This is a genomic window from Pseudomonas rosaeacicularis (assembly GCF_057128745.1).
In genome coordinates, this window is record NZ_JBSKHT010000013.1 from 63,163 (window position 1) to 69,162 (window position 6,000).

Genomic DNA, 6,000 nt, shown 5'->3' on the forward strand with positions numbered 1-6,000 from the left:
ATGCATGAGTGCGTTTGCACCGCGAATTGCGGGCAAACACAAAACCCGTGGGAGCGGACCTGTCCGCGAAAGGGGCAGTACATTCAGCACATCTTCTGTGTCTGAAATGACGTCTTCGCGGACAGGTCCGCTCCCACGGGCGTCCCACCGGCACCGAGAAATCATCGATTCCAGGCAACTGCGCCTGGCTATCGACCCCAAGAAAAAACGAACCATCCCGCCCCGCCCTCCTCTTACGTCCCAGTGCCTTACCCACCGTTCAGCCGGACGATCGGTCTGGCAGCGTCCGCTGACTACAGCGACACTCCTTACATCAGAAGAAGAGGATTCCCACATGCTATGGAAAAAAGGACGTCGCAGTGACAACGTCGTCGATGCTCGCGATGACTCAGGCGGTGGCGGCGGTGGGATGCGTATTGGTGGCAAGGGGCTGGGCATCGGCGGGATTGTGATCATCGTGGCGTTCGGCTTGTTGACGGGCCAGGACCCGATGCAGATTCTCAGTGAGATCACCGGACAATCCGGGCAGACGACCGCCGTCAGCCCGCAAACGCGGCAAGCGCCGCCCGCCAACGATGAACAAGCGGACTTCGTGCGTGCCATCCTCGGCGATACCGAAGACACGTGGGGTCAAGTCTTCCAGCAAGCCGGACGCCAGTATAAAAACCCGACACTGATTCTGTTCCGTGGCCAAGTGCAATCGGCCTGTGGCTTCGCGTCGTCCGCCAGCGGGCCGTTTTACTGCCCGGCCGATCAACGTGTGTATCTGGACATGGATTTCTTCCGCGAAATGTCGCAACGCTTTAAAGCCGCCGGGGATTTCGCGCAGGCTTACGTGATCGCGCATGAAGTCGGCCACCATGTACAGACGTTACTGGGTGTTTCGGATAAAGTGCAGGCAGCGCGTCAGCGTGGCCAACGCATGGAAGGCGACAACGGCTTGCTGGTGCGTCAGGAGTTGCAGGCTGACTGCCTCGCCGGCGTCTGGGCTTTCAATGCGCAAAAGCGTTTGAACTGGCTTGAACCCGGCGATATTGAAGAGGCGCTGAATGCGGCCAACGCCATTGGCGACGACCGCTTGCAGCAACAAAGCCAAGGCCGTGTCGTGCCGGACTCATTTACTCACGGGTCGTCCGCCCAACGCGTTCGCTGGTTCAAGACCGGCTTCGCGCAGGGCCAAATAAACCAATGCGATACATTCGCCGCCAAGAGCCTCTGATCACATGATGAAACCGCTTTCGATCCTGTTGTTGGGCACCCTGCTGAGCATGACGGCTCAGGCTGCGGATCAGGCGGTCAAATCCATCAGCCCCGACCGGCTGTTAATCAATGGCAGCAGTCAGGCGACGCTGGGCTTGAGTCAGAGCTGGACCCGGCCCAGCCCGCAGATTCAGCGAGTGGTCATTGTGTTTCACGGGCGGTTGCGCAATGCCCAAACGTATCTGCGCAGTGTCGAGCGCGCCGCGAACCAGTCGCGGCAGCGCTCGAAAACGCTGCTGATCGCGCCGCAATTTCTCGATGAAAAAGACATCACCGCCCACCATTTGCCGGAAACCGTCCTGCGCTGGCACGCCAACGACTGGATGGCGGGGGATAAATCCGAAGGGGCCAAGCCCGTCAGTTCGTTCGTGGTCATCGACCACATCCTCCGGCGCTTGAGCGACAGCAAGCTGTTCCCGAACCTGAAAGAGATCGTGATCGCCGGCCATTCCGGTGGGGCGCAGGTGGTTCAGCGCTACGCGATGATTGGCGGCAAGGAAGACGCGCTGCTCAAGAAAGAAGGCATCAAGCTGCGTTACGTGATCTCCAACCCGTCGTCCTACGCCTACTTCGACGCGCAACGCCCACGCCCTGTAGACGCAGCCAGTTGCCCGACGTTCGACACCTGGAAGTACGGCCTGAACAAATTGCCGGCTTACGCGCAGAACGACACGCCGGCTGAAATCGAAGCGGCGTACGTGAAGCGCGACATCACGTACCTGCTCGGCGAAAAGGACATCGACCCCAATCATCCTGCGCTGGACAAGGATTGCGGCGCTGAGGCTCAAGGGCCGTTCCGTCTGGCGCGGGGCAAGAATTACTTTGAGTACCTGACCAAGCGCCATCCCGAGGGGCTTAATCAGCGTTTGGTCGAAGTGCCGAACGTGGGGCATAACGGCAACGAGATTTTTACCTCGCCTGAGGGGCAGGCGGCGTTGTTCAAACCGTTTTAATGCAAGACGTTGAACATGTGTAGGAGCTGCCGACGGCTGCGATTCAATCTGTCTGACACTCCGCGATCGCAGCCTCGCGTTGCTCGGCAGCTCCTACAGGTGATGCGCGAATCAAAGATCGGAGCGCCAGAGGTCATGCGTTGATCAATGATCTGAGCGCCAGACAATCCTGAGCATGCCAATCGGTCAGCTCCGGCCAGGGATTGTTCGGCATGTTGACCAGCACTGTCTGCGTGCCCGCCGCCCTTCCGCAAGCCAGGTCGAATTGGTAATCCCCGACCATCACCATCTGCGACGGCTCGACCTTCCAGGCGTTCGCCAATTTCAACAAACCGCCAGGATTGGGCTTGGGGGGCGCTTCGTCACGGCCTAGAACATCGTCGACCGCAAAGCAATCAGCCAAACCGATCGCCTCAAGCGTCACATGCGCAAGCTCGCGCGCGTTGCGGGTCAGGATGCCCAGCCGAATGCCACGCGCCGACAGTTCACGCACCAACTCCACTGCGCCGACGGCAGGCTTGGAGCCCAGCGCCAACTCACGTTCATGCTCGAGCAACCACGCATGTTTGGCGGCGCCAATGTCGGCGGGCAATGCGGCAAGATGGGTCAGGATGTCGTCCTCGAGGGGAATGTCCAGCTCGCGCTTGATCGCCGGAAAATCATGCACGGCGATGGTCAGCGTGCCATCCATGTCGAACACCCAATGGCGCAGCTGGCCGAGGCTCATGCCCAATCCTTGCGATGACGGATCAAGCCTTCCTGGCTGACCGAGGCCACCAATTGTCCGGCTCGGTTGTACACGCTGCCACGGGAGAAGCCACGGGAATTGCCAGCCCACGGGCTGTCCATCGCGTAAAGCAGCCACTCGTCCGCGCGCAGGTCGCCGTGGAACCACAGGGAGTGATCGAGACTGGCGATCTGCATGTCTTTCTGCCAAACCGTTTTGCCGTGGGGCCCAAGAGAGGTCGTCAGCAGGTTGAAGTCGGAGGCGTAGGCCAGGAGATATTTGTGCAGGGCCGGAATGTCCGGCAGCGAGCCATCGGCGCGAAACCAGATGTACTGCACCGGATCGCCAGGCACCGGGTTGTAGGGGTCTTTTTTGGTCACCGGCCGAAATTCGATGGGCTTGGGGCAGAGCAACTTGTCCTTCATATGCTCGGGGATCAGGTGCTCGCGCTGGCGCATCAGCTCAAGTTCGGAAGGTAGATTTTCCGGCCCCACCACGTCAGGCATCTGGCTTTGGTGCTCAAACCCCGCTTCGTCGTATTGAAACGACGCGCTGCAAGTGAAAATCGGATGCCCCTTCTGAATCGCCGTCACGCGCCGGGTGCTGAAGCTGCCACCGTCACGCACACGATCCACTTGGTACACCACCGGCAACAGCGCATCGCCCGGGCGTAGAAAGTAGCCGTGCAAGGAGTGAACGTGCCGCGCTTCTTCGACCGTTTGACTGGCCGCCGACAATGACTGACCCAACACCTGACCGCCGAACAGCTGGCGAAAACCAAGGTCCTGGCTACGCCCGCGGAAGAGGTTTTCTTCAATCGGTTCCAGGCTCAGCAGCGACACCAGATCATCCAGCACTTGGCTCATTGGGGGTTCCTCACACATGAAAATATCCCGCATAAAAAACAGCGCCGCGCGCATCAAGTGGCGGCGATCCGCGTCGTTCGCAGGACGGATTGGGCGAAATGATACAGGGGTTTGTAGTCCGATTCCCGCGCGGCGTGGCGGGCGTTGATCTTGGCTACAGCGTGGCAAGCCATTGCTGACGATTGATCCGGTACAACACGTGGGGTTTTAACGGATGGTCGTCCGGTAGGTTAGGGTGACCAAAATCGTCGTCCGGATTATTGTGCATGCCAATGGCCTGCATGACCTTTTGCGACGGCTGATTGCTCACCGCCGTGAACGACACGATTTCGTCCAGATCCAGATGCTCAAAGCCGCAGCCCATCGCCGTCCACGCCGCTTCGCTGGCAAAACCCAGCCCCCAATGTTCCCGGGCCAGGCGCCAACCGATTTCGACCGCCGGCGTGAAGTGGGCGTCGAAACCCACTACGCACAAGCCGGTAAAGCCGATGAACTCGCCCGTGTCCTTGCGCTCAAGGGCCCATAACCCAAATCCATATTCGGCAAAATGCCCACGAATACGACCGATGAGCTTGGCGCTTTCAAGGCGGCTCATGGCCGTCGGGAAAAACTTCATGACCTGCGGGTCCGCGCACATCTGCGCAAACGCCGGCAAATCATCATCTCGCCACTGACGCATCAACAGGCGTGCGCTGTTGAGCTCAAGTATCGGCTCCATCGACATCTCCCATCCCCAGCCTGTGATCGACTCACCAGCGCATTGCGAGCCACGGTGTTAAAGGCTGTGCGGCGTCCGGCAATACTGGCAAGATCGCCTTTCAATCCGCACTCGTAAACATCATGTCCCTGCCGCTCATCTACCACGAAGACTACAGCCCGGCCTTCCCGGCGGATCATCGTTTCCCGATGGACAAGTTCCGTTTGCTCCACGACCACCTTATCGACAGCGGGTTGACCACGGATGCTCAATTGTTTCGCCCAGAGGTTTGTCCGAAGGACATTCTGGCGCTGGCACATGATCCTTCTTACATTCGCCGGTACATGGAGGGCGATCTTTCCCGCGAAGATCAACGCCGTCTCGGATTGCCGTGGAGCGAGGATCTGGCACGCAGAACAGTGCGGGCGGTAGGCGGATCGTTGCTCACCGCCGAGAAAGCGCTGCAACACGGGCTGGCCTGTCATCTGGCGGGCGGCACCCACCACGCCCATTACGATTACCCCGCAGGGTTCTGTATTTTCAACGACCTCGCCGTGATCAGCCAATACCTGCTGCAGAGCGGTCGTGTCGACCGGGTGCTGATCTTCGACTGCGACGTGCATCAGGGCGACGGCACGGCGCGGATTCTGGCCGATACCGAGGAAGCGATTACGGTGTCGCTGCACTGTGAAAAAAACTTCCCCGCGCGCAAGGCGCAAAGCGATTGGGACATCCCGCTGCCCATGGGCATGGGCGATGACGATTATCTGAAAGTCGTCGATGACACACTCAATTACTTGCTGGCGTTTTATCAACCGGACCTGGTGTTGTATGACGCAGGCGTCGATGTCCACAAGGATGACGCGCTGGGTTATTTGCAGCTGACAGACGAAGGCGTCGCCCGCCGGGATGAGGCGGTATTGCGCCACTGCATAGGCCGCAACATCCCGGTGATGGGCGTGATTGGCGGCGGGTACAGCAAAGACCGGGAAGCACTGGCGCGGCGACACGGGATTCTTCACCACAGCGCCCAGCGAGTGTGGGTCTCAGAGGGGTTGTAGGGTCGCAAGCCGCTCATCGTAAGAGCGCGCTTACCCAGGAAAGGTGGGACTCGGCAAATCCAGAGCCGAACCAGATCCCGTGGGAGCGGACCTGTCCGCGAAGGGGCCGGGACATCCCACCTATCTCTAGTGCCTGAAACACTGCATTCGCGGACAGGTCCGCCCCCACTTTAGATCTGAGATGCCGCTGATTGTGTGGGCTGACGCGAACTTTGTTGGAGCGAGGCTTGCTCGCGAAAAGGTGGGACGCGGCAAATCCAGAGCCGAACCAGATCCAGTGGGAGCGGACCTGTCCGCGAAGGGGCCGGGACATCCAACCTATCTCTAGTGCCTGAAACACTGCATTCGCGGACAGGTCCGCCCCCACTTTAGATCTGAGGTGCTGCTGATTGTGTGGGCTGACGCGAACTTTGTTGGAGCGAGGCTTGCCCGCGAA

The 6,000-nt window shown here is 59.7% G+C and carries 6 protein-coding genes; 3 read left to right on the top strand and 3 right to left on the bottom strand.

Annotation, left to right across the window (positions count from 1 at the left end):
• Positions 1 to 334 precede the first annotated feature (334 nt).
• A complete protein-coding gene (gene ypfJ / locus ACWKWM_RS17710) occupies positions 335 to 1,219 on the top strand; it encodes a KPN_02809 family neutral zinc metallopeptidase (protein ID WP_483847394.1) in 885 nt (294 codons plus the stop codon).
• Between the two features lie 4 nt (positions 1,220 to 1,223).
• Positions 1,224 to 2,213: an alpha/beta hydrolase gene (locus tag ACWKWM_RS17715; RefSeq protein WP_483847395.1), complete on the top strand. Its 990-nt coding sequence runs from the start codon at positions 1,224 to 1,226 to the stop codon at positions 2,211 to 2,213.
• Between the two features lie 133 nt (positions 2,214 to 2,346).
• Here ACWKWM_RS17715 and ACWKWM_RS17720 read toward each other — a convergent pair whose 3' ends face one another.
• From ACWKWM_RS17720 to ACWKWM_RS17730, 3 genes are all read right to left on the bottom strand, one after another.
• Positions 2,347 to 2,940 (bottom strand): HAD family hydrolase, encoded by a 594-nt coding sequence (locus tag ACWKWM_RS17720; RefSeq protein WP_483847396.1) that lies wholly within the window; start codon positions 2,938 to 2,940, stop codon positions 2,347 to 2,349.
• Entirely contained in the window at positions 2,937 to 3,806 is an 870-nt protein-coding gene (tesB, locus tag ACWKWM_RS17725) for an acyl-CoA thioesterase II (RefSeq protein WP_483847397.1), read from the bottom strand. The genes ACWKWM_RS17720 and tesB overlap by 4 nt, the downstream gene beginning before the upstream one ends.
• A 154-nt stretch (positions 3,807 to 3,960) precedes the next feature.
• Positions 3,961 to 4,524 carry a GNAT family N-acetyltransferase gene (locus tag ACWKWM_RS17730; protein ID WP_483847398.1) on the bottom strand — a complete coding sequence of 188 codons (564 nt, stop codon included), beginning with the start codon at positions 4,522 to 4,524 and terminating at the stop codon, positions 3,961 to 3,963.
• A gap of 122 nt (positions 4,525 to 4,646) precedes the next feature.
• On the opposite strand from ACWKWM_RS17730, the gene ACWKWM_RS17735 reads away from it, so the two are divergent.
• Positions 4,647 to 5,564 (top strand): histone deacetylase family protein, encoded by a 918-nt coding sequence (locus tag ACWKWM_RS17735; protein WP_483847399.1) that lies wholly within the window; start codon positions 4,647 to 4,649, stop codon positions 5,562 to 5,564.
• Positions 5,565 to 6,000: the final 436 nt, after the last annotated feature.